This window comes from Steroidobacter sp. (genome assembly GCF_036402275.1).
GTDB lineage: Bacteria > Pseudomonadota > Gammaproteobacteria > Steroidobacterales > Steroidobacteraceae > Steroidobacter.
In genome coordinates, this window is the sequence record NZ_DASWTF010000002.1 from 219,696 (window position 1) to 244,386 (window position 24,691).

At 62.9% G+C, this 24,691-nt stretch carries 19 protein-coding genes; 10 read left to right on the forward strand and 9 right to left on the reverse strand.

From position 1 onward, the window contains the following. The first annotated feature begins 19 nt into the window (after positions 1 to 19). Both VGD45_RS01065 and VGD45_RS01070 read left to right on the forward strand, forming a co-directional pair. Positions 20 to 1,291, forward strand: a complete 1,272-nt coding sequence (locus VGD45_RS01065) for a hypothetical protein (RefSeq protein ID WP_331153409.1) — start codon at positions 20 to 22, stop codon at positions 1,289 to 1,291. 98 nt (positions 1,292 to 1,389) lie between these two features. Beyond that, positions 1,390 to 2,166, forward strand: coding sequence for a DUF3750 domain-containing protein (locus VGD45_RS01070; RefSeq protein ID WP_331153410.1), 777 nt, complete (start codon positions 1,390 to 1,392; stop codon positions 2,164 to 2,166). On the opposite strand, the gene VGD45_RS01075 is transcribed toward VGD45_RS01070, so the two are convergent. After that, positions 2,156 to 2,362, reverse strand: coding sequence for a hypothetical protein (locus VGD45_RS01075; RefSeq protein ID WP_331153411.1), 207 nt, complete (start codon positions 2,360 to 2,362; stop codon positions 2,156 to 2,158). The genes VGD45_RS01070 and VGD45_RS01075 overlap by 11 nt on opposite strands. Continuing rightward, a complete protein-coding gene (locus tag VGD45_RS01080; protein ID WP_331153412.1) occupies positions 2,343 to 3,566 on the reverse strand; it encodes an FAD-binding oxidoreductase in 1,224 nt (407 codons plus the stop codon). The genes VGD45_RS01075 and VGD45_RS01080 overlap by 20 nt, the downstream gene beginning before the upstream one ends. Before the next feature lie 312 nt (positions 3,567 to 3,878). On the opposite strand from VGD45_RS01080, the gene VGD45_RS01085 reads away from it, so the two are divergent. Further along, positions 3,879 to 5,129 (forward strand): porin, encoded by a 1,251-nt coding sequence (locus VGD45_RS01085; RefSeq protein ID WP_331153413.1) that lies wholly within the window; start codon positions 3,879 to 3,881, stop codon positions 5,127 to 5,129. A 119-nt stretch (positions 5,130 to 5,248) separates the two neighbouring features. On the opposite strand, the gene VGD45_RS01090 is transcribed toward VGD45_RS01085, so the two are convergent. Further along, positions 5,249 to 6,496 carry an RNA polymerase sigma factor gene (locus VGD45_RS01090; RefSeq protein WP_331153414.1) on the reverse strand — a complete coding sequence of 416 codons (1,248 nt, stop codon included), beginning with the start codon at positions 6,494 to 6,496 and terminating at the stop codon, positions 5,249 to 5,251. Continuing rightward, complete coding sequence (locus VGD45_RS01095) at positions 6,462 to 6,845, reverse strand: YciI family protein (RefSeq protein WP_331153415.1); 384 nt, start codon at positions 6,843 to 6,845, stop codon at positions 6,462 to 6,464. Before VGD45_RS01095 ends, VGD45_RS01090 begins: the two co-directional genes overlap by 35 nt. 183 nt (positions 6,846 to 7,028) lie before the next feature. On the opposite strand from VGD45_RS01095, the gene VGD45_RS01100 reads away from it, so the two are divergent. Next, complete coding sequence (locus VGD45_RS01100; protein ID WP_331153416.1) at positions 7,029 to 7,766, forward strand: response regulator; 738 nt, start codon at positions 7,029 to 7,031, stop codon at positions 7,764 to 7,766. Between the two features lie 26 nt (positions 7,767 to 7,792). Here VGD45_RS01100 and VGD45_RS01105 read toward each other — a convergent pair whose 3' ends face one another. Then, positions 7,793 to 8,188, reverse strand: coding sequence for an Hpt domain-containing protein (locus VGD45_RS01105; RefSeq protein ID WP_331153417.1), 396 nt, complete (start codon positions 8,186 to 8,188; stop codon positions 7,793 to 7,795). Positions 8,189 to 8,285: 97 nt separating this feature from the next. On the opposite strand from VGD45_RS01105, the gene VGD45_RS01110 reads away from it, so the two are divergent. The 6 genes from VGD45_RS01110 to VGD45_RS01135 all read left to right on the forward strand — a co-directional run bounded on the left by VGD45_RS01110 (position 8,286) and on the right by VGD45_RS01135 (position 19,505). Beyond that, on the forward strand, positions 8,286 to 9,197 hold the full coding sequence (locus tag VGD45_RS01110) for a response regulator (protein WP_331153418.1): 912 nt from the start codon (positions 8,286 to 8,288) through the stop codon (positions 9,195 to 9,197). Between the two features lie 345 nt (positions 9,198 to 9,542). Continuing rightward, positions 9,543 to 11,168 carry a S8 family peptidase gene (locus VGD45_RS01115; RefSeq protein WP_331153419.1) on the forward strand — a complete coding sequence of 542 codons (1,626 nt, stop codon included), beginning with the start codon at positions 9,543 to 9,545 and terminating at the stop codon, positions 11,166 to 11,168. Positions 11,169 to 11,182: 14 nt separating this feature from the next. Then, on the forward strand, positions 11,183 to 15,328 hold the full coding sequence (locus VGD45_RS01120; RefSeq protein ID WP_331153420.1) for a hybrid sensor histidine kinase/response regulator: 4,146 nt from the start codon (positions 11,183 to 11,185) through the stop codon (positions 15,326 to 15,328). A gap of 166 nt (positions 15,329 to 15,494) precedes the next feature. Continuing rightward, positions 15,495 to 18,182, forward strand: coding sequence for an MHYT domain-containing protein (locus VGD45_RS01125; RefSeq protein ID WP_331153421.1), 2,688 nt, complete (start codon positions 15,495 to 15,497; stop codon positions 18,180 to 18,182). Then, the gene (locus VGD45_RS01130) at positions 18,179 to 18,631 is read left to right on the forward strand and encodes a response regulator (RefSeq protein ID WP_331153422.1); all 453 of its coding nucleotides are present in this window, start codon (positions 18,179 to 18,181) and stop codon (positions 18,629 to 18,631) included. The genes VGD45_RS01125 and VGD45_RS01130 overlap by 4 nt, the downstream gene beginning before the upstream one ends. Next, positions 18,618 to 19,505: a diguanylate cyclase domain-containing protein gene (locus tag VGD45_RS01135; protein ID WP_331153423.1), complete on the forward strand. Its 888-nt coding sequence runs from the start codon at positions 18,618 to 18,620 to the stop codon at positions 19,503 to 19,505. Before VGD45_RS01130 ends, VGD45_RS01135 begins: the two co-directional genes overlap by 14 nt. Position 19,506: 1 nt before the next feature. Here VGD45_RS01135 and VGD45_RS01140 read toward each other — a convergent pair whose 3' ends face one another. Genes VGD45_RS01140 through VGD45_RS01155 form a run of 4 tightly spaced genes read right to left on the reverse strand, consistent with a single transcriptional unit; the run spans position 19,507 to position 24,690 of the window. Continuing rightward, the gene (locus tag VGD45_RS01140) at positions 19,507 to 22,608 is read right to left on the reverse strand and encodes a response regulator (protein ID WP_331153424.1); all 3,102 of its coding nucleotides are present in this window, start codon (positions 22,606 to 22,608) and stop codon (positions 19,507 to 19,509) included. A gap of 11 nt (positions 22,609 to 22,619) precedes the next feature. Continuing rightward, the gene (locus VGD45_RS01145) at positions 22,620 to 23,828 is read right to left on the reverse strand and encodes a hypothetical protein (RefSeq protein ID WP_331153425.1); all 1,209 of its coding nucleotides are present in this window, start codon (positions 23,826 to 23,828) and stop codon (positions 22,620 to 22,622) included. Then, on the reverse strand, positions 23,825 to 24,307 hold the full coding sequence (locus tag VGD45_RS01150; protein WP_331153426.1) for a hypothetical protein: 483 nt from the start codon (positions 24,305 to 24,307) through the stop codon (positions 23,825 to 23,827). Before VGD45_RS01150 ends, VGD45_RS01145 begins: the two co-directional genes overlap by 4 nt. A gap of 8 nt (positions 24,308 to 24,315) precedes the next feature. Further along, on the reverse strand, positions 24,316 to 24,690 hold the full coding sequence (locus VGD45_RS01155; RefSeq protein ID WP_331153427.1) for a response regulator: 375 nt from the start codon (positions 24,688 to 24,690) through the stop codon (positions 24,316 to 24,318). Position 24,691: the final 1 nt, after the last annotated feature.

Genomic DNA, 24,691 nt, shown 5'->3' on the forward strand with positions numbered 1-24,691 from the left:
CCACTTTTGGGAGAAGACGATGACTAGACTCCGAGGCCTGTTGGCCGCCAGTGTGTGCGCGTTCGTATCCTGGGCCGGGCCGGTCGCCGCCGATGCGGTGACGGACTGGAACGAAATCACCATGACCGCCGTGGCCGCCGGCCGGCCCGGTCCGGTGGGATCGCTGGATACCGCGCTGGTCCAGATCGCCGTGCACGATGCGGTGCAAGCCATCGAGCGACGCTTCGAGCCTTATCACATGGAGGTTCGCGGCGCTAAAGGCAGCCGTTCAGCGGCGGTCGCGGCGGCGGCTCACGACGTGCTGGTCGGCATGTATCCCGCCCAGGCCGCAACGCTCGACGCCACTTATCACAACTATCTTGCAAACAATGGTCTCACGGACGACCCGGGTTTGACCGTGGGCCAAAAGGTCGCTGCGGGCATCCTGCCCCTGCGCCGCCTCGCGCCCGAGCCGTTGCCGCCTCCGTTCATGGGCGGCACGGATGCCGGCGTATGGCGTCCGACCGATTCTTTCCAAGGCACGCCCCCGGCGCCGGCGCCTCACTCCCCGATGGTCGCGCCCTGGATGTCCGCGGCCGATCCCTTCACGCTGACCAGCCCGAAACGATTTCGCCCGGAGCCGCCGCCGGCCCTGAGCAGCGAGCGTTATCGCCGGGACTACGACGAAGTGAAGGCTTTGGGCGCGTTGCTCAACAGCTCGCGCACTCCCGCGCAGACCGACCTCGCCTATTTCTATAACGACAACATCTTCGCGCAATGGAATCGCGCGCTGCGGACCCTCTCGACCAAACATATCGACCGGATCGGCGACACCGCCCGGCTGTTTGCGCTCGCCAACATCGCAACGGCCGACGCCGTGATCGCCAGTTGGGATAGCAAGAAACACTACGCCTTCTGGCGTCCGCTGACCGCCATCCGCGAAGGTGACAACGACCCGAATGCGCAGACCGTGGGCGACGCCAACTGGCAGCCGCTGGTGAACACGCCCAACTATCCGGACTACACCTCGGGTGCGAACAATGTGACTGCCGCGATGACTCGCACGCTCGCGATGTTCTTCGGTCGCGATCGCATGATCTTCGAAGTGACGAGTCTCGCGCCCAACGTCGAGAAGAAGGTGCGGCATTACGAAAGGTTCTCGGACGCCGCGCGCGATGTCGTCGATGCCCGCGTCTATCTCGGGATTCATTTCCGGTTCGCCGACGAAGCCGCCCGCACGCAAGGCGATCGCGTCGCCGAGTGGACCTTCAAGCACTTCCTGCTGCCGGTCGAGGAGCAACGTCGAAACTGACATTTCTGTCAGGCTTCACGGGCGCTGCCCGTGAAGCCTGCGATCATTTGCAATGGCACTCGAAATGCCGGACGCTACCCGCAGCGGGAGCACCAACGATGAACACCAAACGCCGTCGAATCGGCTGGCTGATTTTACTCTTGCCGCTGTATGCGGCTTGCTCGGCGACCTACCTGGGTGCATCGGGACGGCTCAGTGGCAACGACTGGCGGACCGCGAGTCGCGAACCCGTCGGCCTTGCGCCCGATCCAGCGGTGACACCCGAAGCCGTCGTGCAGGTGTACGCGGCACGCACCATCAGCTGGCGCGGATATTTCGGCGTGCATACATGGATCGCGGTGAAACGCAGCGGCGCCGACGAGTTCACGGTGCACGAGGTCATTGGTTATCGGCTGCGACGAAATGGGACTGCGGTCGTCTCGCGCGTTCGGCCGCCGGATGGGCGCTGGTTCGGCGCTGAGCCAGAATTGCTAAAAGATGTGCGCGGGCCGGGCGTGGACGCATTGATCGAACGCATCGAAACGGCCGTGCAGAACTACCCGTACGCCGACACTTACCGCATCTGGCCCGGTCCCAACTCGAACACGTTCACCGCGTTCGTTTTGAGAGACGTGCCGGAGTTGCGCGTCGACTTGCCGCCGACGGCGATCGGCAAAGACTATCTCGGGCTCATGCCAGTGGGGCTCACGCCGAGCGGCACGGGCGGACAAGTCAGCGTGCTCGGAGTCGCGGGCGTCGCCGCCGGTTGGGAAGAAGGCGTCGAGCTGAACCTGTTGGGCCTCACGTTCGGCGTGGATCCGCTGAGCTTATCGCTGAAGCTGCCGTTGCTCGGCCGCATCGGCCCCAGCGATCACGAGCCGGTGATCATCGAGTAGCGCGCAGATATTGGTTCCAGAGCTGGTTCGTGAACCGGCTCCGGGGATCGATTCGCGACTTCAGCTGAGCAAACATTTTCGCCTCGGGATACGCCCGATCGAATTGCTCGCGCTCCGCATCCAATCTATAGGGCAGATAGTAGCGACCGCCGTTTGCGAGCGCCGCGCCGATCAGCTCACGCGTCCAGGCGCACACGCGCGCTCGACTCATCCGTCATGCGTTGTTTGTAATAGAGCACGAACGAAAACACTTCCGTCGGAGCCCACTTCATCAACGACACAGTGTCTGGCGGCGAGTGTCGGATCGACACGTTCAGCGCTTCCACTCGCCGGTCGACGAGCACCTTGGCCATCGTCCGGGCAAAGGTGATGAAATTCCGCACGGGGATGAAATATTCCTGCAGCAGATAGGTCGAGAACATGCGCGTGCGAGGTTCGAGCGAAGCAGTATCCAGGCTCGCTTCGAAGTTTCGCCACACGACCGCGCTCTTGCTCTGCTCGCGCTCTTTGACGAAGTGCTGCAAACGATCGCCGCCCGGCAATTCGGTGATCGCCCAGATCGCGTTCTGTTCCTTGCCGTAATTCAACCCTCGCGACACCAGTCGAGCCGCGATCGTGACCGGCTTGTCGGTGCGAACCCAGCTCACCGCCACCGGCGCATCGAAGTTGGGCGGCGTCAGATCGGCGTTGTGTAAAAGCACGTTGGATTCTTTCTCCACGCGGTTGCGAAAGAAACTGGGATAACTCTCCAGCGGCACTCGCTCGACCACGCGCTCGATGCGAACGTTGTCGTCCAGTTCGAGCTCGACTTCCGTGATCGCGCCGAGCCCGCCATAGCCGCCGAACACTGCTCCAAACAACTCGGCATCCCGCGTGCGCGACAGTTCCAGCACCTGCCCTTCGAAAGTCACGAGTTGCACCGCTTGCACTGCGTTCACGAGCGGCCCGCGGCCCACATATCTTCCATGGCAATTCACCGACACCGAGCCGCCGACCGTGAAATTGCTGTAGCTCTGCATGATGCGGATCGACAGATCGGCGGGATCGACGACGTCCTGGATATCCCGCCAGCGCATGCCCGCCTGCACGCGAATTCGTTTGCTCGCCCGATCGAACCAGACGACCTGGTTCATGGCGCGCATGTCCAGGTGCAGCGAATCTGGCGCGGCGATCTGCCCGCCCATGCTGAAGCGACCGCCGCCCACCGAGACCGGTTGTTTCGACGAGCGCAATAACGCCCGCACCTCGTCCGTCGATCTCGGCCGCCGTTCCTCGGCCACCTCGATCGGGTTCAGTTGTGAAACATCGTTGACGACGACACCGGAGCGGCTGGCGGCTTGCGGAGACAACGAGGGCAGACTGGCGCCGGCGGCCAGGGCGAGCAGAGTACGGCGATCCATGCTGATTCTTGAAATCCTTAGCTTTTGAATTGCCCCATCGGGTGCGCCACTGTGCCATCTGTGACGTAACACTGTCACGCACTGACACATCCCGATCGCCGGGACGCGCTACGCAATTTTGCAAACAAATGTTTCGAGCAGGCCGATTGCGGGTAGAAGCGCACCCGCCGCGCACGTTGCACAAGCACAAAACCAAATGGCATAGCCCTTGCTACATCTGTATGCAGCGACGAGCCGTGACGTGCTCCGCAGCGACGATAGTAACCCAACAAGCGATCGTGAGAACGATCGAAACAAACCAGGGGGAAAGCCATGCGGACGACAGAGCGCAGGAATGGTCCAAACCATTTGACCTGGAACGCGGTAGCGACCGTCGTTATAGCTTTACTGGCCGGCCGCCCCGCGGCCGCCGTGGAAGTCGACGCCGGCGATTGGAAACTCACCGCCAACGGCAACGTAAACGTTCATTACATCCATGCCAGCTGCGAGGAAGAGACAGTCGCTCCCGTCGGCGGCGGGCTCGCCTGTTTCGGCGCGGCGGGCGAAGATAAATCCTCCTCGATCAGCAACGGTCTGCTGCCGGCGGCGCTGGCGATCGGCGCTTCCACCACGCAAAAGGGCCTGGATTTGACCGTCAAATTCGGTTTTTATCCGGGCATCAGCACCAACGACGGCAGCCCGAATCTGCAGCAAGGTGCGGATCCGGGTTTGCTGAACACCGCGCTTGGCACCACCGCCATCGACATGCGCGAGGTGTACATGACCTTCGGCAACGACAGCATGGGTACTTTCCTGCTGGGACGCGCCATCGGTCTGTTCGGCGCGGACGCGATATTGAACGATATGACACTGCCGGGCGTCGGCGCGGTCACTCCTGGCGGTAATGCGGCGCCGGCCAACACGTCGCTGGGCTCGATCGGGCTGGGTTACATCTATACGGACTGGCTGGGACAGATCAATTACACGACGCCGGATTTGAGCGGCTTCAAACTCACGATCGGCATCTTCGATCCGCTCGAGCCCGTCGCCGCGGGTGCGCCGACGCCCGAAGGCAGCCCCGGCTATCACGCCAAGGTCGCGTATGAGAACGGTCCCGTCTACGTGTCGGCGACCTTCATTGCCCAGAAACACGAAGGGCTCGTCAACGCCAACGATTTCGACAGCAGAGGCTTCGACGTGGGCGGCAAGTTCACGTTCGGCGACCTGGAAATCATGGGCTGGTACTACAACGGCAAGGGCATGGGCACGACGGCTCTGTATCTGCTCGCCTCGCCGGGCGGCGGCCAGGAGCGCGATTCGGACGGTTTCCTGGCGCAGGTCACTTATAAGATCGGCGACACCAAAGTGGGCGTGAATTTCGGCCAGAGCAATCTCGATCTAGCCTCGGGCGAAGTGGTGTCGGATCTGGTCGAGACCAACGAGAAATACACGGTCGGCGTGTATCACTCGCTGACCGAGAATCTCACCTTGCTCGCCGAGTTCACGGACACCACCGCCGAGGCTCACAGCGGGCTGGAGAACGACAGCACGAACATCAACATCGGCGCGTTCTTGTCGTTCTGAAACAAACGCGATACGCCAGCCGGCGGGCCGATCTGCAGTACTCCTGCAGATCGAGCCGCGGCAACAACATGCAAGGGCATCGCCGCCCATTAGCGGCACCGCAGCAACCGCTGCGGGTCTTAACGGCGCCCGCGTCGTCCGATCAGGAAATTCCGAACTGCGACGTCTCCGCTGAGCTCGATCGCGCGATCAAACGCTTCCGCCGCGTCTTCGACGCGGCCGAGCTGTTGCATCAGGTGCGCGCGCACTGCCCAGTAGGGTTGATACGAGCTGGTCTCGGCCGCGATCTCATCCAGCAGCATCAATCCAGCTCGAGGGCCTTGCAGCTGAGCATGCGCGGCCGCGCGGGCCACCGCCGCGCCGATCGAGGGAGCCACGCGCAATAATTGATCGTAGAACGCAACGATGGCGAGCCAGTTGGTGCTGCCTCCATGCGCACGTTCCGCGTGAACCGATTGAATGGCCGCTTCAATCTGGAATCGCCCGAGAGTCCGCATCTGCGCCGCTGCCGCGAGCTCGCGCTCAGCCTCGTGGATCAGCGATATTTGCCACTCGCGGGGATCTTGCTCGGACAAAGGCACATAACGCCCATCGGCGCTCCGCCGCGCCGGCCGTCGCGCTTCGCAATGAAGCATCAATGCGAGCAAGCCGCGCACTTCCGCGTTCTCTGGAATCTGGTCCCGTAACACGCGTGCAAGCCAGATCGCTTCCTGACCAAGCTCGGCAATGCGATGGTCCGCGCCGGTCGCATCCTCCCAGCTGTTGCCATACGCGGCGTAGATGGCGTTCAGCACTGCTTCGAGCCGCTCCGGTATCTGCTTCGCGGACGGAAGCTCGAATGAGATTCGCGCCTTTCGGATCTTGTTCTTGGCGCGCACCAGTCGCTGCCCGATGGTTTTCGGCGGCACCAGCAACGCCCGACCGATCGCCACGGCGTCGAGCCCGAGCACCGTCTGCAGCATCAGCGGAGTATGCATGTCAGGATCGATCGCCGGATGCGCGCAGACGAACAGCAGCTTCAGGCGCTCGTCCGGCAACGTCTCGGGATCCGGCGTCTCTTCGAGCTCGCGCATCATGAACGCCAGGGTTGGCGCGCTCAGATCGTGGACCTGCTGATGCCGAATGCGATCCAGCAGACGATTGCGCGCGGCGGTGAGCAGCCAACCCTGCGGACTTTTTGGAACGCCGTCGCGCGGCCAGGTGACCAACGCGGCTACGAGCGCGTCCGCCAGCGCGTCTTCGGCGCCCGCGACATCGCGCGTGCGCGACGCGAGCACCGCAATCAGCCGTCCATAGGATTCGCGCGCGACTTCTTCTATCGCGCGATGGATTTCACCATTGCTGACGTTCACCAGTGACGCGCTCATCCGTACTCGTTGACACCGGCCGCACTTCGACCGCGCCATAAGACGCCGCCGGACATCCCGCGGCCCACTCCAACGCCTCGTCTAGCGACGGCAGCTCGAGCACCATCACGCCGCCCAGCTGTTCCTTGGTGTTCGCGTAAGGGCCGTCTTGAATCTGCCGCTTGTCATCACGCAGCCGGACTGTCGTGGCGTTATCCGGGATGTCGAGCGCGTTGCCACCGACGTAGATCCCGGCATCGGACACCGCACGGAAGTAACTGCGCCACGCGCCGATAACGGAATCCGCCGCGGCTGGGTCGCGTCGTTCGAAGTCGCTGGGTCGCTCATAGATCATCAAGGCATAGAGCATGTCGTCCTCCGCTGCGCGGTTGCGCTGCTGTCCTGGTATGACGGCCGAAGCGCGGCCGTTTCGACAGGACGTAATCCACTGCGCGTCAATCATCGCCAAATTGACGCAGACAATCGCGTGTCGCTCCCCACGGCTCGGACAAAATCCGACTCACCATCAGTCACCTGCCGAGAAGTAAAAGCCATGGTGATGCTCGAACTGCTGCGGATGCAAGCGCAGAGACAAGCGCAGCTACTGTCGAATTGCGTGATGGCGCTCGCACGCGATCCTCTCGCTCCCGAACAACTCAATGCGTGCGCGGCGGCCGCGCGCTCCTTCGAAGGAACCGCGCAGACAGTCGGACTCGAAGCGGGGGCCGAGCTGGCTCGCGCGATGGAAGAGTGCTGCGCGGCCGTCCGGCGCGGCGAGATCGAATTGCAGCAGGAGTTGATCGGCATGATGATTCAGGCCGTCGACCTGCTCGACTGCATGGCCCGAGTGTCGCCCACCGCTCCGCCGCTGTTCTCGACGGACGAGACGCCGGAACACTACCCAGTGCCGGGCAAAGGCCAGGCGGTGCTCGTGGTGGACGACTCGCTCGAGACTCGCGAGCTCGCCCGCAAGTTGCTCATGTTTCGCGGTTACGAGGTAGTGATGGCCGCGGACGGCATCGAGGCCTGGTACGCGGTGCTCACCGGCAACTTCGAGCTCGTGCTCGCGGACTTGGAGATGCCCCTGCTCGACGGCCTGCAGCTCGCGAGGCGCATGAGGAGAGATCCGCGCCTGTCGGGCATATCCATCTTGATCGCTTGCGACAAGGACGACCTCCAACTGCGATGGCGCGTGTTCGACGCGGGCGCGAGTTACTACGTCGTCAAAGGCACCTTCCACGACACGCTGGTGGAAGCCGTGGAAACCCTGATCGGCCCCGCGCACTTGTAAGCGCGCCGCGCGATTTGGAATCTGCGTCAAATTGACTCGAATAGCGGGGGCGACCCGAGCGCTTCGAGCTTTGCGGCTACCACTAAGCGAAACTGCGCCAGCTCCGCTTCAAGATCCCGGCTGGCCTCCTCAACCTGAACGGACGATTGCGGCTCAAGGCGCGCGGCGAGCTGTGCGAGGCGTTCAGCCCCGACCATCGCGGCGCTTCCTTTTAAGGTGTGCAGCGTCTCGATGCGCGCGGCGGCATCCTGAATGCGCAGCTCACGGATGAAGCCCGCGGCGTTGGCAACGAACTTGCTATAAATCGCGGCAACTGCGGCCGGCTGACTTAGGCTCCCAAGGAGGTCATGTAATACATCCACATCGAGCACTTTGGCCGCGGGCTCGATTGCGGAGGCAGTCCCGGGTTCTCGCTGATCCATTGAATGTGACATATATCAGTGGTGTCGGCAGTGGGTCCGGATTAGGGTACATTGCACGCGTCTACCTGTCGGTCAGGTATACGGTACAGGACCACGGATGAAATCGCAGTCTGCCGACGCTCGCGCGCACGTTGATACGGCAAGAAATCGGGTTCTTGTCATAGACAACGACTCTTCGATGGTGCTGTGGGTCCGCTCGGTGTTGCAAGCCGGCGGTTACGAGTGTTTCCCCGCGCATAGCGGCGAGGAGGCGCTCGCGATCCTGCGCACGACGCCGGGCATCATAGTCGCGATCAGTGATATCCACATGCCAGGGATGGACGGCATCACCCTGCTGCAGAGCATCGGCTCGCTTCAGGGCGCATCCTCGGTGCCACGATTCATCTTTCTCACCGCCTACCCCGAGGTGGAATTCGCGGTGGCGGCGCTGAGACTGGGCGCGCTGGACTTCCTCGTCAAACCCGTGCGCCCTCAAGATCTGCTCAGCGCCGTGCGCACCGCTGTCGAGCGCGTCGATCGCAACCAGATCGCCATGCAGCTCACCGATCAGGCCGCGATGCTCGCGCAGCAGGCCGAAGCGCTGGCGGCTGCTTTGAACGCGTGGAAACAACCCCCACCCGAACAAATCGCGCGTAAGGCCGAGCCGCCTCGCAGCGATATTACGATGCTCGGGCTGGATCACTTGCGCCGACCGCGCGAGGCGGTCGAGCCGCTGGGTGAGCTGGACGATGTCGCGTGGGATTTGTTACGTGAGTTGTTGCGGGCCGAAAAAGCGGGCCAGCGCATTTCCGTGTCCGCGCTGAGCATCTCGGTCGAGCACATCTCCCCCACTACCGCACTGCGTCGCATCCGCGAACTGGTGAAAGCCGGACACATCGTTCGCAATCCCGACCCGATGGATGCACGCCGCGATTTCGTCACGTTGGAGTCGGAGAGCCGTGCTGCTCTGGAACACTACTTAGAACAAGTGGCCAAGGCGCTGGCTGCCGCAGTTGCGTCACGATCATGACAGCGCATGACCGCTGCCCCTTGCCGCAATTTGTTACTAGTTCACTTGTTGTAAAGACGCGCATTCGGTAGAAACACGCGCGAAATTGTTGTCGCATGCCGACATACGGAGGAAGCGATGGGGAAGGTCGTTCGGCGCAACCGCTGGCTACTCGTAGCTGGCGCTTTGGGTGTACTCACTTACGCGGTGCTGTTACCGCGTGAACAACAAATATCCTCAACTCAGATTCCTTCCGCGCCTTCAACCACGGAATCTCTAGTCGCGACACCGGATCCCGTTGTACGTACAATCGACAACCCGCCACCGTCGCAGAGTTCTCCCGTCGGTGTACGCCAGAACTACATCGTGCAGGCCGCGAGTGCCGATCTCGCTCGGCGCGCAGTAACGCGCGCTGGCGGCGAGATCACCGGCGATCTCGGAATCATCCGAGCGGTCGGGGCCGCGCTGGACAGCACCGAACTGGCCAGGTTGTGGGAAGAACCCGTTGAGGGTCTGCGCGTGTACGACGACGCGTCCGTCACATCGAGCAGCACCACGGCGCCTCCTGAAACTTACTATCCGACTCAAGTCGGCGCGGCCACGATGCACACGGGCGGCGTTACAGGAAACGGTGTCACGGTCGCAGTGCTCGACACCGGCGTATGGGTGGAGAAAGGGCCGTTGCAGCAGTCGTCCTCGGGCCGCAATCCTCGCGTGCTCGCGCAATACGACGTCATCCTCGCGCGCGAAAACCCGTCGGCTTATCCACTGCTGTCACTTAACAAGTACAGCCGCGATATCAACGACCTGAACGGTCACGGCACGCACGTCTCGTCCATCATCGCCAGCAGCGGCATCGCATCGACCGGCCGCTATCAAGGTGTCGCGCCCGGCGTGAACCTCGTGTCGGTCCGCGTGCTCAACAGCGAGGGTATGGGCCGTTATTACGACGTCATCGCCGGCATTCAGTGGGCGATGAACCAGCGCCTCGCGTATGGCATTCGCGTGCTGAATCTTTCCCTCAGCGCGCCGGTACGTTCGCACTATTGGGACGATCCGCTCAACCAAGCCGTCATGGCGGCGTGGGCCTCGGGCATCGTCGTCGTGGCTGCCGCAGGCAACGCGGGTCCCGCGCCGATGACCATCGGAGTTCCGGGTAACAATCCGTATGTCATTACCGCCGGCGCCGTCACGGACGCTTATCACCCATACGAACCAGGAAAGTATCGGCTCGCAACGTTTTCGTCGGCGGGCCCCACGTACGAGGGCTTCGTGAAGCCGGAAGTCGTCGCCATGGGTGGTCACATCCGCGCATATGCGCCCGATGACGGCACGCTCGCGCAAAGGTTTCCGCAGTGGGTCGATACTCGCTATCCGGATATGACCATGTCGGGAACATCGCAGGCCGCCGCGGTCACGAGCGGTGTGGTCGCGCTGATCCTGCAAGCGAATCCCGGGCTGTCGCCGAACAACGTGAAATGCCGCCTGATGGACGGCGCGCGGCCCGCCGTGAAACGCGACGGCACACTCGCCTACACCGTATTCCAGCAAGGCGCCGGGCTCGTCAATGCGCAGGACGCGATCTACAGCACGGCTACGAATTGCGCCAACCAGGGTCTCAATGTCGTGGCCGATCTCTCGAACCTGCAACACTATGGCGGCCGCGCGAATCGCGACGAGAACGGCAACTACTACATCATGGAAGTGGAACAGCAGCCTGGAGTGTTGACGCAGTTGCTGAGCCCACTGGGCAGCCTGCCGTTGCTGGGTCAGTTGCTGGTGGGGCTGGCCTCGACGCTCGATGGTCTGTTGTGGGACGGTAGCCCGCCGAGCAGTGACGAAGTGACATGGAGCGAAGGATTTACCTGGAGCAATGGCTTCACGTGGAGTAACGGGTTCACCTGGAGCAACCAGTACGCGTGGAGCGAAGGCTTCACCTGGAGCAACAGCACGGCGACCAGTTCCGGTGTCGAGCCGGCTCCGCAGGAATAAACAGTAGCAAAGCCGTGCGTCATCGCGCGCACAGATGGATCGCTGCCCTGCTCGCATGCACGGTGTTCACCACCGCGCATGCGACGCCTCCCATTCCCGAAGTGCGACCGATGTACTTCGAGCATCTGACGATGCGCGACGGTCTGTCGCAGAGCACGGTGATGAGCATCCTGCAGGACTCGCAAGGGTTCCTGTGGCTTGCGACAGAGAGCGGGCTCGATCGCTACGACGGTTACTCGATACGCGAGTATCGCCGTGAGCGAGGGAATGATTACGGGCTCGCGAGCGACTACATCTGGAAGGTTGCCGAAGATGCGAACGGCGATCTGTGGCTCGCCACGCGTGGCGGCGGTGTGGCGCGTTGGGACCGGCGTAACGACCGCTTCCAACAGTTCCGACACAATCCCGGCAATCCCGACTCTCTCGCGGACGACGCCGTACGCACATTGCTCATCGACGCCGCGGGCATGGTCTGGGCCGGCCTCGAACGGCAGGGTCTCGATGTTATCGACCCTCGCACCGGTCGCGCGCGGCATTTCCGCCATGAGCCGGGCAATCCGCGCTCGCTCCCTTCGGACGGAGTGTTTGCTCTCTACTCGGATCGCGCCGGCCGCCTCTGGATCGGCACGGATCACGGACTGAGCCGCTACGAGCCAGCCACCAACGATTTCGTCAACGGCGTCGGGCAAGGTAGCGCGCTCGACGGTGCGCGGGTACGCGCCATCCTGGAGGATCACAAGGGCGCGTTGTGGGTCGGCACGTTCGAGCGCGGCCTGCATCGTCTCGATCCAACGACCGGTCAAGTCACCTCTTTCCGTCAGGATGCCAACAACCCGCGCTCGATCAACGATCGCGTGCGCGCGCTCTTGGAAGACGACGCGCAACGGCTATGGGTCGCGACTTCCGACGGACTCAATCTGTTCGATCGAGCATCAGAAACGTTCGTGCGCTACGGCCGCGACGCCGACAGTCAGCACAGTCTCCGCGACGACGATGTGATGTCGCTGTACCAGGATCGCGGCGGCGTGTTGTGGGTCGGAACGCGAGCCGGTGGCGCAAGTCATTGGAGCCCGAAGAGCTGGACATTGGGCCACTACCGCAGCAGCTTGTTCTCGAACACCGCGGTGAATGCCTTCGCAGACGACGGCGCGGGCACCGTGTGGGTCGGCACCGCCGACGGCCTCGTCGAAATCGACACGCTAAAGCGAACTGAGCGCCGTTATACGCGCGAGTCTCCCGGGCCGCTGCGCCTCGCCGATAACACTGTCATGGCGTTACTGCACGATCGTGGCGGCGCGCTGTGGATCGGCACCATGAGCGGTGGGCTCACGCGCTTCGATCCGAAGCGCCGCTCGCTGCGCTCCTATCGAAGCGTTCCCGACGATCCGACAACTCTGCCCATCGACGGCGTGATGTGCGTGTACGAAGCGCGCGACGGAAATGTATGGGTCGGCACGTACGGCGGCGGGCTCGCACGCATCGACGGCGAGACCGGCAACCTGACTCGCTATCCTCACCACGGCGAGGACGCAACGTCGCTCAGCAACCCGGGCGCGAGCGCCATCGTCGAGGACGCGCGCGGCAATCTTTGGATCGGCACCATCGGCGGCGGTCTCAACCTGCTCGACCCTCGCACCGGCCGCTTTCATCACTATCGCAACGACCGCGACCCGAGCAGCCTGAGCGACGACACGGTTTATGCGCTCCACATCGATCCGACCGGCACCCTGTGGGTGGGCACCGCGGGTGGCGGCCTCGATCGCGTGATCGGCGGCTCGGACCAACCTGACGCCGTGCGCTTTCGCAGAGACGAGCGCCTGTCCAACATGCCCAGTCAGGTCGTGTACGGCATCGAGTCGGATCGTCACGGTCATCTGTGGCTCAGCACGAATAATGGTCTCGTGCGCATCGATCCACGCAGCGGCTCGAACCGGTTGTTCCGCGAGGCGCACGGCCTGCAAGCAGACGAGTTCAACTTCAACGCTCACTATCGAGGCAGCGACGGCACGCTCTATTTCGGCGGCAACGGCGGATTCAACGCGTTTCTTCCGGATGCTGAACCGCCGCCTGCTCCGCCGCCGCGGCTGGCGCTCACGGGTGTGGCAATCCTCAACGAGCACCTGTCGTTCGCACAGTTCCCTCGATCAGGTCGGCCTCTCGCGCTGGAGCACGACGACAAGCTCGTGACCTTCGAGTTCGCGGCGCTGGACTTCATCTCGCCCGCGAACAATCGTTATCGCTTTCGCCTGGAAGGCTTCGATCCCGACTGGGTCGAAGCGGGTTCCGTGCACCGCGCGACTTACACGAACCTGGACGCGGGCGAGTACATCTTCCGAGTGCGCGCGAGCAATGCGGACGGCGTCTGGAGCGAACAGGATCTGACGATTCCCGTCCACGTCGCCGCAGCTCCGTGGAATACGTTGACCGCGCGCCTGATCTACGCGGCGATCGTGCTCCTGATCCTGGGGTATCTGTGGCGATTGCAACAGGTGCGTCGCAATCGCGAGTTGAAGTACAAGCGCAAGCTCGAAGAAGAAGTGCTGTCCCGCACGCGTGAGCTCGAAGAGCGTAATACTCAGCTACAGATCCTGAGCCGCGCCAAGAGTGACTTCGTGGCGCGCATGAATCACGAGCTGCGCACGCCGATGAACGGCGTACTCGGTTTGAGCGAGCTGCTGCTGGATACGCGACTCGATACCGTGCAACGCCGCTTCGCGGACGGCATTCACCGCTCCGCCGATTCGTTGCTCGCCATCGTCGACGACGTGCTCGATTTCTCGAAGCTCGAAGCCGGGCGCCTGCAGCTCGCGCCAGTCGATTGCGATTTAGTATTGCTGGTGGAGCAGACCGCGGAGATGCTCGCAGCTCGCGCGGCCGGAAAGAACATCGAGCTGCTGTGTGAGACTCCGCCGCGCCCATTGCCGCGAGTCCGTGTCGATGTGGTGCGCCTCCGCCAGGTCCTCGTCAATCTCGGCGGCAATGCCGTGAAGTTCACGGATCGCGGTGAAGTCACATTGCGCGTGGGCACACCGACCATCGAAGGCGACCAACTGAACGTGCGCCTCGACGTAGCCGATACCGGCATCGGCATCGCTGCAGAGAATCAAGCGCGGATCTTCGAGGAGTTCGTGCAGGAGGATGCGTCCACCACGCGCCGCTACGGCGGCACGGGCTTGGGCCTGGCGATCGCGCGTCAACTCGTGGATCTGATGGGCGGCAAACTCTCATTGGTGAGCACGCCCGGCACCGGCTCGATCTTCAGCGTCGACCTGTCGCTGCAACTCGCGGATGCGTCCGCGCAGACGCCAACTCCGTTCGCGGAGGTCGGCGGCCTGCGTGTTCTCGTCGCCGACGACAACGCATCCGTGCGGCGCTTCTTAGCGCACACGCTAGATGAGTGGGGTGCGCACGCTACGGATGTGGGTAGCTTCCCGGAGGTACTGCGCGAGCTACGCGCCACTGCTTACAACGCCATTGTCATCGACCATTCGCTGCTCGACGGCACGGCCGTCCAACAATTGCAGGCCGTACTGGCAGAGCGTGCGGTTCGACCGCGCATCATCCGCCTGGCGAGCTTCGTCAATCTCGCCCCCACGCCGCGTAGCGACCTGCTGTGGCTGGATGCGGAAGTCACGAAGCCGGTTCGTCTGCTGCAACTACAACGCACACTGATCGGCGACGCCGGCGCGGATACCACGCACACTGGCGCACATCCGATGCCGACGCAGCCGCTTGCGCCGGGCGTGCGCGTGCTGGTCGTGGAAGATCAGGCGCTCAATCGCGATGTGGCCGAAGGCATGCTGACTTCTCTCGGGGTCGAAGTAGACACAGCTCACGACGGGCAGCATGCCCTCGAGATGCTGGAACGAAGCGCCTACGACGTCGTGTTGATGGACTGCCGCATGCCCGTGATGGATGGCTTCACCGCCACCACCGAGTGGCGGCGGCGCGAAGGCGCAGGCCGCCACATCCCCGTGATCGCATTGACAGCCGACACCACAAGCGCCGCCCGCGAAGCTTGTCTGGTCGCCGGCATGGACGACTACCTCGGCAAGCCTTTCAGCCGTGCAACTTTGCGCGCCGCACTCGCGCGCTGGGTGCCGTCTAGAACACCAATACCTGATGCGGCTGTGCACAGCAGCGCGGAAAGTCGGCTCTGAAAGTTTGTTAAATTTTCAGCTGCTGTAGCGCATCAAATAACAAACATTGCGTCGCGGCGCTGCGGCCTTCCCTTTTGCGTTCTGCGGTTGGCGAATAGAGAATCGCCAGCCGGGGGGTACGGGCCATATCGATTCAGACAAGAACAAGATCAGACAAGGATCCATCATGTCGTCATCTGCTGCGGCGCTGAGCGGGTCATACGATGTATTGCTCGTCGGCCTCTCGGTCGTCATTGCCATATTGGCCGCGTATGCGGCGCTCGATTTCGCCGTCCGGATCAATGCCGCAAGCGGCTCGATGCGGATGGTACGACTGGCGGGCGGCGCCATCTGCATGGGCGTGGGCATCTGGTCGATGCACTACGTCGGCATGCTCGCGTTCCAACTGCCGATTCCGGTGCGCTACGACTGGCCGACGGTGGTGTTGTCGCTGCTCGCCGCAGTGTTTGCTTCGGCCGTCGCATTGTTCGTCGTCAGCCGCAGACAGATGGGGCTGATTCGCGCGACCCTGGGCAGCATCGTGATGGGCGGCGGCATCGCGACCATGCATTACGTCGGCATGGAGGCGATGCGGCTGGCGGCGATCTGCACCTACTCGACCCCGCTGGTGACGCTGTCGGTCATTCTGGCCATCGTCATCTCCTTCGTGGCGCTGTGGATCACATTTCATCTGCGCACCGACCCCAAGGCCTGGAGCCGGAAGAAACTGGTCGCCTCGGTGGTCATGGGCGCGGCCATACCAGTCATGCACTACACGGGCATGGCAGCGGCATCGTTCATTCCGTCCACCACGCACGTCCACGATGTCTCGCATGCCGTCAGTGTCTCGGCGCTGGGGACGGTAGCCATCATCGTCATCACGTTGCTACTGCTCGGCCTGGCGCCGATGGCGAACCTGAAAATCGACTCGCTGTCACACACGCGTCAACTCACCGTCCGTCACTTTTTGTTTCTTGCGGTGCTCGGGCTGGTGGCGATTCTGGGCATCGTGCTGATAGAACAGGAAGGCCGGCAGTTGGCGCAGGACGCACGCGTGGTCAACGAGGCGAATCGGCAGATCATGTTGAGCCGGGAGCTGTCCAAGGACCTGCTGCTGCTCGCACGCAGTCCTCACAGCGCCGAGGCACAGCACCTCGCGAAACGCGCCAGCGATACGGCGGCTCTCTGGAGGCGTTCGCATCAGTCGTTGCAACAGAATCACCCGCTTGCCGCAGCCCCCGGAGTCGGGCGTGGCGCCATCCCGACACGTGACGACGACGACGACGCTGCGCAGATGTTCTCCGCCGCCGATATGACGTACATCGAGATGAGTCGGACAGTGAACCGGGTCACGGAACAGTTGTCCGCGACCGAGTCACAGATCGACATCGCGCCCCTGCTGACCGAACTGCTGAGCGATGAACAGGCCTACATGCGCTCTCTGAGCGGCCTCGCGTCCCGATACGAACGCGACTCCGAAGCGCGCCAGACACGCCGGGATCATTTGTACGTCGCCATGATCCTGTCGCTGCTGGGTCTGTTGCTGTTGCAAGGCCTCCTGGTGCTGCGACCCGCGCTAGCGAAAATTCAACAAGGCATCGGCGAGCTCGAATTGACCACACAGGCCCTGCACCGCCAGGTCTCTTTCGTCGAGCTGCTGCAGTCGGTCGCAGTCGCAGCCAACGAGGCCACTTCGACGGACACAGCGATGCAATTCGCTCTCGACCGGATCTGCGCGCATACCGGTTGGCCCGTGGGGCACGTGTACTTCTGCGCGCCGGGCGGCAGCACGGACCTGATCTCCAGTTCGCTCTGGCATGTGGACGATCCCGAGCGATTCGCCGCCCTCTGCAACGCCACGCAGCGAACCCGCCTGCACGCAGGCATGGGGCTGCCAGGTCGCGTCGTCAAAACTGGCAAGCCCGCGTGGATCCGCGATGTTCGAGAAGACAGCAGTTTCTCCGCCGATGTCGAGGTCGCCACGCTCGATGTGCGGGGCGCGTTTGGTTTTCCAGTGATGGTCCAAGGCAAGGTGGTCGCGGTGCTGGAGTTTTTCTCGCACCGTGTGGAAGAGCCGGATGACGAGCTGCTCAACGTCATGGCGAATGTGGGCGCGCAACTCGGCCAGGTTGTGGAGCGCACTCGTGCTCAAGAAGAGATCGCGCGAAACGCCGAGGACCTGGCGCGTTCGAATGCCGAGCTGGAACAATTTGCGTACGTGGCTTCACACGATCTGCAGGAGCCGCTGCGCATGGTGGCGAGCTTCACGCAGCTGCTGGCGCGTCGTTATCGCGGTCAGCTCGATGCCGAGGCCGACGAATACATCGGTTATGCCGTCGACGGCGCTCAGCGCATGCAGACCCTCATTCTGGATCTCCTCTCGTACGCGCGCTTGTCCACCAAAGGCCAGTCGCCTCAGCCGATCAACACCGCGACGGTCTGCGACGCGGCGCTGGCTCAACTGCGACAGTCCATCAAGGAGCGCAATGCGGTCATCACCGTAGAGCCCCTGCCCACGGTGCTCGGCTACGGCACGCAACTCACTCAGCTGTTCCAGAACCTGATCGGCAACGCGCTCAAATATTGCAACCGTCAGCAGCCGGAAGTGCACGTCAGCGCGGCCGCCACCCCGGATCACTGGATATTCTCGGTGCGTGACAACGGCATCGGCATCGAGCCTCAATATTTCGAGCGCATTTTCCAGATGTTCAAGAGATTACACACGCGTGAGCAGTACTCGGGCACCGGCATCGGCCTCGCGCTCTGTAAAAAAATAGTGTCGCGCCATCGCGGACAGATCTGGGTGGAGTCACAACCGGGCAAAGGGTCCAACTTCCATTTCACCATTCCACGCACCGAGGGTCTGGCCACATGATGACGGGCGCGATCGAAATTCTGCTGGTCGAAGACAACCCGGGCGATGCCCGCCTCACCTTGGAAGCGTTCAAGGAAGGCAAGGTCATCAACAACGTGCACGTGGTGCGCGACGGCGTCGAGGCGCTGGCCTATCTGCGACGCCAGGGTCAATACAGCAATGCCCGACAGCCCGATCTCGTGCTGCTCGACTTGAATCTGCCGCGCAAGGACGGCCGCGAAGTGCTGGCTGAGATCAAAGCGGACGAACACCTGAGACAGATTCCCGTGGTGGTGCTCACGACCTCGACGGCGGAGGAAGACATCGCGAAGGCCTATAGCAGTCACGCCAATTGTTACATCAGCAAGCCGGTGGATCTGGAGCAATTCCTGCGCGTCGCGCATTCCATCGAAAGCTTTTGGCTCAACTTCGTCAAACTGCCCTCGCATGGAGCCGATGATGTTCGATAGGCGGATCCGGCTGCTGCTGGTCGAAGACAATCCGGGCGACGTGCGGCTGTTCGCCGAAACGATCAAGGAAGCTCGTGCATTTCAGTTCGAACTGGAGCACCGAGACACCATCGACAAAGCGCTCGCCTTTCTGTCCGCGAGCTGCCCGGACATGATCGTGCTCGATCTGGGACTGCCGGACGGCGGCGGCGTGGACGCAATTCAGCGAGTGCAGCGAGCCGCTCCCAGCGTGCCCCTCGTCGTGCTCACCGGCCTCGACGATGAAGCCGCGGCCATCGAGGCGCTGCACGCGGGCGCGCAGGACTACCTCATCAAGGGACAAATGAGCACCAGCCTGCTGATCCGCGCGCTGCGCTACGCGTTCGAGCGGCACGGCATGCAAATGGCGTTGCGCAAGGAATCGACGCTCGACGAGCTGACCGGCCTCGCCAATCGGCGCGGCTTTCTGATGCTCGCCGAACAGCACGCCATGCTGGCCAAGCGCACCGGCGAGCGTTTTGTCGTGGTGTTCATCGACATGGACCGTTTGAAGCCCATCAACGACACGCTCGGCCATCAGGCCGGCGACGCCGCCATCGCCGAGATCGCGGACGCCCTGCGAGTCTGCTTCCGGGAGTCGGACATCATCGGCCGTCTCGGTGGAGACGAGTTTGCGTTGCTGCTGCCCGCATCAGACGGTGAAGACTCAATTCGCGAGCGCTTGCACCAGGAGCTTCAACGGCGCAACTTGCAGCCCGACCGCCGTTATTTGCTGAGTGTCAGCGTGGGCATCGTGATATCCGACCCGCACCAGCCGCCGTCGGTGGAAGAAATGCTGGCGCAGGCGGACGCCCTGATGTACGAGGAAAAGCAGAAGGGCCGACCGGCTCGCTGAGTTATTGGCTGTAACGTTCGCGGACTTCTTTGATCGCCCCAATCAGGCTTCGATAGGCCTGCTGCGCCGATGCAGCCTGTTCGGTCGCCGCCTCCAGATTTCCCGCGGCGCCCAGATTCTCCAGTTCCTGAAACATCCGCGCCAGTGCTTCGGAGCCGACCGTCGCCGCGTTGGCCTTCAAGCTATGAGCACTGCGCCTGAAGGCGCTCGCGTCGCGTCCCGTCAGCGCGTTCTGCAAACTATCCAGCAGCTTGGGCGCGCTGTCGATCATGGCTCCGAGCACGACCCCCGCTCCCACCGGGCCGGCAGCCGAAACCAACTGATCGATGACTTCCTGCCGGAACTCGGCTGCGGGCGCGCCGGCTGGTGTTTCAATTGCAGCGGCGGCCGGAGTCGCACCGATATGTACTTGCTGTCGCTGCAAGACTCTCGCGAGCTCCTCCAGTTGCACGGGCTTGCTGATGTAGTCATCCATGCCAGCCGCCAGGCAACGCTCACGATCGCCCGTCAGAGCGTTTGCAGTCATCGCTACGATGCGGGGCTGCCGTTCCTTTGGCAGGGTCACGCGGATCTTGCGAGTCGCATCCAGACCGTCCATCTCTGGCATCAACACGTCCATCAGGATCAAGTCATAAGGCAGCCGAGTCGCCGCGTCCACGGCTTCCACGCCGTTCGAAACCATATCGGCCGTCTGAGACAACCGCTCCAGCAGCAGTTGCGCCAGCCGCTGGTTCACGACGTTGTCCTCCGCCACCAAGATTCGCAATGGCGCCTGCACCGGCGGGCGCGTGATGCTGTATGGAAACGAAAGCGTCTCCATGTGCGAGGCCAGCACTCCCACCAGTGCGTCGTAGAGGTGCGACTGATGCAGCGGCTTGGCCAGCACGCCTTGAACGTACGCGCCGGCGGCGCGTGAGAACTCTTCCACCGCCCCATGGACCGCCAGCAACAGAATCTTGGTGGGCCGGGAACCGCCGAGTGCGTGGATGTCGCTCGCCAGCTTCGCGCCATCCACGGTGAGCGACGAGCAGTCGATCAATGCGACGTCGACCTGTTCGCCGCTGCGAATCAGCTCCAATGCCTCCTTTGCAGAGGACGTATCGACGACGGTCATGCCCCACGAATCGCAGTACTGACGCAAGACCCGGCGCGCGGTCTCATTCTCTTCGACGATGAGAATGTGCCGCCCGGTCAGTCGCGCGGGATCCATGGTGCCCGAGCGCGACGGCGCCAGTTCGGGCGCGGCCGCCTCTATCGGCAGCGTGACGATGAAAGTCGAGCCGACGCCGACGGTGCTCTCCACTTCGATCTCGCCATGCATGGCTTCGGTCAGCCGCTTGCAGATCGCGAGGCCCAATCCGGTGCCGCCATACACGCGCGTGGTCGATGCGTCCACCTGACTGAAGACTTCGAACAGCCGATGGCGACGCTCGGCTGGAATGCCGATGCCGGTATCGCGCACTGCCAATCGAAGTTTGTAACGATCGCCCTGCTCGCGTGCGCCCGAGATTTCCGCGATGACTTCGCCGCGCGCCGTGAACTTCACCGCGTTCGACAACAAGTTGACCAGGATCTGGCGAATGCGCGCCGTGTCGCCGATGAAATAGGTGGGGAGCTCCGGATCGTAGCTGTACGCCAGCTCCAGTCCTTTTTCCTGCGCACGGTTGGCAACGAGATCCAGCGATTCCTCGACGCACACGCGCAGATTGAACGCCTGCCGCTCCAGCTCCAGACGGCCGGCTTCGATCTTGGAGAAGTCCAGAATGTCGTTGATGAGATCCAGCAACACGCCGCCGCTCATCCGCGCCATCTCGACGTATTCGCGCTGTCGCTCGTCGAGCCGAGTATCTTTCAGCAGACCGGTGGCGCCGATGATGGCGTTGAGCGGCGTGCGGATCTCGTGGCTCATGGTCGCCAGAAAGCTGGACTTGGCCGCGCTAGCGGACTCCGCCTGATTCAAGCGTTCGAGTTTCACCGCGAGCCGCACTGCCGCCTGGCGCAGCACGTCGATCTCATCGGAGAACCACGCGTTGGGCTGTTGCTCTCCGAGAAGCGTGCGCGCCTCCGCAAATCTCTGATCTGCCACCACGGGCAGCGCACGCGTCACACGCACTAAGCGTCGCAGTGCCGGTCCCGCGACGAGCACGAGCGCCAACGAGGACAAAATCAGACCGGTGGCGATGGCGACGCCCATCTTGTGCAAGTCTTCGCGGATTTGCGCCTGCGCCACGGTGTCATCGACGACGAACAGCGCGACCGGCCCGCCGCCCTCGCCCACCAGACGGGTGGCAAGCAAATGGATCTGCAGCAGATAACTGCGATCACCGGCGACCTTGGTCACCCGAGTATTGGGAGCGGGCGCCAGGCGCTCTTCCTGCAGTTCGCGGATCATTGGCGCGAGCGTCGGAGCATTGGTGAGCACGCGAACGTAACGGCCCCAAAGTTGCGGCAACCCGTCAGGGTCAGCGGTGGTGCTCGACTGCATCAACGCCACGTCCGCTCCGGCGACGCGTCGGAATGCCTGCAACTGGTCGGCCGCGAGTTGTCCCACGATCATGGTGATTTCCCGACCGTCGCGATCGAACGCAGGCACGAAAGCGTGGAGCACGCACTCCAGAGCGCAGGTCAGTCGCGTCAGGGGCCGATGATTTGCTCGCACGCCGCGAAGAATCACCTCGAACTCTGGAGGCAACGCCGTTCGTGAACCACTGCTAGCCCACCGCGCGATGGGCTTGCCGTCCGCGGTGTAGTACTCGATACGCGTCAACGCGGACAGCAGCCCCGCGGCCGGCGACAGATCGGCCAGGTCAGTCGATTGCAATTCGCGCGTGCTAGTCACTGCCGCCATGTTGGTGGCGAGACGAGTCAATTCATCGCCGGCGCGCTCCAGCAACGCATCGAGCGCCATGCCGAATCGTTCCATCTGCTCCTGGCGATTGCGCTCGTTCTGCCGCTGCAGACTCTGATAGCCGAGATAGCCCAAAACGGCATAGGTCGTGCCGAGCAGGATGATCAGCAGTAATAGCGCCTTCCAGATCAGCCCCACGCGCGGTCGTGCGCGGCTCGATGGTTCGCGGGTCGGCGCTGCCGCGGCAGTGACCATGTCGGCGTCGCTCAGAATTTATAGCCCGCCATGAGCATGAACATCCTCCAGCGTTGCTCACGCACGGGCGGTGGATTCTCCAGCGACTGCAGCGTGGCCGTGCCGTTGATCCAATGGTGTTCAGCCCACACGCCCCAGTGCTCGTCGGGACGCCAGTTGATGCCGACGGTGAAGTCATGGCTCACCTGCGATCTGCGATCGGCGCCCGGATTGGCCGCCGCGAACCGGCGACCGTTGCGGTCGTTGCGATCGCGATAGAAGCTGTCCATGCGCGCCATGACACTCCACCTGGGATCGACGCGATATTCCGCCTGCAAATAGCCGCTGTCGGCCCTGACATCGGTACGCACCACCGGGATCCCTCCGAAAGTGAGCAAGATCTCGTTGCCGATCACCACGTATTCGGCAGTGACGGTGAACCGCTCGGCGTTATAGCGCGCTGAGAACACATCCAGGTCGACATCGAAACGTCCGGCCAGGCTGATCTCTGGAGCCGTCTTCAGACGGAACTGACCCGAGAAATGACTGTAAGCCAGCTGCCAGCGTCCGCCATCGATCGAATCCATGAGCTGCACGTTCCAGGAATCGCCGATGCGCAGATCGAAGGGCGCGCTGAGCATGACCAGCAGGCGCTCGTCGGACTTGCGCACGTCGCGTTCGGCGTTGAGCGTGCCGGTGAACGACCACTCGTGCGCTCCGGTGACCAGACCGGCGTACATCTGCGCGCCAGGCGACGTGAAAATCAGGCTTCGTTGATTCTGATTGTCGCTGTAAACAGTAGGCAGCAGGATGCTCGGCCGCGTGAACACGACGTCACGAGTCTCGTTGTAGAAACCCAGCGCATTCTTCACCTTGCCCGCACGCAGGCCCGCCTGAATGGACTCGTCGGCAACGAGCCGGTAATCGGCCAGGGCGTAATCGATTCGCACGGTTCCGTCATCGCTGATGCCAGCATCACGCACGGCGCCTTGCGCCGAGAACAGCAGCTGCGGCCCTAGCTGGACCGCGGCGTTGATGCCCGCTTCGTAATAGTCGAAGCTGCCTTCGGTGCTGTCGCCAAAGAAATCATTATCGCTGCTCAGCACGAAGCCCTGCGCGGCATAACCATGCACCTGATACTCGATCGCGCCGGCAGCCGCGCTGAAACAGATCGCGGCGAGCGCGGCCGAGAGACGGACGCAGCGGCGAGGCGCTCCGGGCTTGTGCAATCGGTCAGTCATTGGCCTTTCGTCAACATCACAAGCAGGGTGCGCGGTCGCTCATAACGGGATTCGGAGGACTCGCGCTTGCGCACGAAACCGATCGCGCCAGGCGTGGAGCGCACGCGCTCGATCATTTCCTTTTCGGACCCGACCACCGTCGGCGCAAGCCCGGTCCCTGTGAACACCATTCGATCCCAGGCCCGACGCAGCACGTAGGAGTACATGCCCAATCTTTCGCGGTAGAACACATCGCTGAGCGGGTTGTCGTCCGGAAGCACGAACACGCGAACGGGTGTGCCGTCCGGCCACTCGCGCACTCGCATGGTGAAGACGGCGCGCAGCAGGCTGCGATCCAACGCGATCTCCGACAACGAGGGGCTGACGATGACATCGGCCGCGAACGTCTTGTCCTGCGGACTGGCGGCAACGGACACCGACAGCAGCAGCACCGCCAGCCAACGTCGCCACGAGAATGATGTTGTTAAGTTGAAGCGCACTGCCTGCTCTATCCGTGAGGTTGGAGGTGCTGCCCGACCGTCGTCGAAAACGACGCCGGGTTGATGGGCTTGACGATACAGCCGTCGAAATTGGCGGCCAGCGTTTGTCTCTGCTCGTCACTGAGCGAGGCGGCCGTGAATGCAAGGATCGGCACTCTGCGCCAGTCGGGCGTCGTTCGCAGCGTGTTCACCACCTGCGGGCCGTCGATCACGGGCAGATCCAGATCGCACAGGATGAGGTTCGCCTTGTTCTCCAGCGCCAGGCGCACGCCGCTGCCACCGTCGGTGGCGCTACTGGTCGTGTAACCCGACTGTCGCAGCAGATATTCCGCCAGGGCCAGACTCATTTCATTGTCTTCGATGATGAGGATGTGCGCCGACATG